We start from the raw sequence: 1,778 nt of genomic DNA on the forward strand, positions 1-1,778 counted from the left end.
CGATCTTTGGTCTCGCGTTTCTGGACGTTTGTGTCAAGTTTCACGACGCCCGAGGGAGCCGAGCTTGGGCGGCGTAGTCGTCGACGTGCCGGGTGATGGTCTTGAGTGCGGCTCGGAGTTCGGGCGGTGCTTGGGCTTGATCGGCAGCGGTCAGCGGGACGAGTAACCGGTTGTAGATCTTGGTGTAGAAGACGGCGATGCGCACGCCGTCGTCGGTCAGGACGTAGCGGTTGGAGCGGGGCAGCCGGCGGATCAGACCGTTGAGCCGTAGGCGGCGCAGGTCGTAGGTCATCTGGCCCGTGCTGTAGGCGGTGGTGCCGAGCAGTCCGGTCATCAAGACGCGAAGGTTCTTGTTGGTGAAGCCGGTCGCGGCGAGCAGCGTCTGGCACAGGGCGCCGGCCAGGGCCATGACTCGAGGATCGCCGAAGCGTAGCGCCGGGGTCCTCCGCCCCACCTCATCGGTGGTGGGGTGCGCGATCCGCTCAAAGGCTGGACTCGCAAGGACGCAACCCTGGCCGGCACGTTCGACCTCCAGTATGCGCCGATTGGCGGCGCGGGCCTCGGCCTGAAGCTCTTCCAAGTTGTGCAGGCGGGCCTGGCAGCCCAGATCACGAGGGGCGTTGACGACGGTCTCGATGCGCATCGCCCGGCCGTCCTTGAGGTATTGCTTGATCCTTGAGTGCTTGTAGAAGACGTTGACGAGGACACCACCGTTGTCACGGCGGTCGATCGCGGTGCGGAAGGTTCCCGCGGTGTCGCGGCGCACCCGCCGGGCGAAGATGATCTCGATGTTGTGCGGGCGGCCGATGTCGAGGTTGTCGGCGATGAGGGCTTCGAAGAAGCCGCGGGCGTGGCGGGGAGCGTCGAAGACCAGGGTGCGGGAGATTTCGATCTGCCGCATGGAGGTCTCCCACCAGTAGCCCGCGTCGTGATCTTTGTCGTCGAAGGGCAGCGGCAGGCGGTGCAGCCAGCGCTGGACGAACACGTTGATCGTGCCTGAGCTGAGCCGGTCGCAGATGTCCTGCAGCGCGAGCGGGTCGTTGCAGGTGGCGAACCCGTTGGACAGCTCGGTGAAGCCGACGCCGGCCTTGACCGCTTGGCGTTTGGCCCACTCGTGGCCGTTGATCCAGATCTTGCCCGGGTAGGGGAAGTAGGCGCAGATCTTGATGAAGGCCGGACCGAAGTCGGCGTCCCAGAGATAGAAGTAGTAGCAGGTGACTCGCCGGTCGGCTTTGACGAAGCTCCAGCGTGGTGTGCCGGTGGAGGTCTTGCCCTCGTGCGCGGTCCACACGCGCTGGAACTCCTGCGCCACCCCAATCGCCGCCACCCCGGAGCATCCCGTGGCAGCCTGACGAGCCAGGTACGGGGTCATCGTCTCCAGCTTGGCCTGGTCCTTGCCGAACTTGACCCAGGGAATGTGGTTGACCTCGGCGAAAGAGGCCACCGCCCGCCGGAACCGGTCGCCCAACTGCTTGAACAGCACCGGCGAGGGAAACGGGAAGCCCAGATGCCCGGACAGGAACGCCACTACCTGTGAGCTGGTCTGCAGGATCGGCACGTAGGCGTTGAGGTAGATCCGGTCCAGGCACTCGATGTCCAGCTTCACGTGCCCGTCGAGAATGTCGTTCACCGTCACGACTCGCGCCATGGTGACCACCCACCGCAACCGTTTCTATGGTCGTGACGATGAACTCACCCGAGCAAGATCGCCAGCGGAACCGGCAATCTCGGCGGTCCGAGGCGAAGCCTCAGTAGTACTCCAGTGACACTTCGCGATC

1 protein-coding gene is annotated in these 1,778 nt (G+C 64.8%); it reads right to left on the minus strand.

Annotated elements, in window-relative coordinates; translation table 11 throughout:
• Positions 1-40 precede the first annotated feature (40 nt).
• Positions 41-1,648: a hypothetical protein gene (locus ETD86_RS54220; RefSeq protein ID WP_138674367.1), complete on the minus strand. Its 1,608-nt coding sequence runs from the start codon at positions 1,646-1,648 to the stop codon at positions 41-43.
• Positions 1,649-1,778 lie beyond the last annotated feature (130 nt).

The organism is Nonomuraea turkmeniaca, assembly GCF_005889735.1.
Lineage (GTDB): Bacteria > Actinomycetota > Actinomycetes > Streptosporangiales > Streptosporangiaceae > Nonomuraea > Nonomuraea turkmeniaca.

Excerpts from the sequence above, each read along its gene's own strand:
- ETD86_RS54220 (WP_138674367.1), bottom strand. The coding sequence starts at position 1,648 with ATGGCGCGAGTCGTGACGGTGAACGACATTCTCGACGGGCACGTGAAG.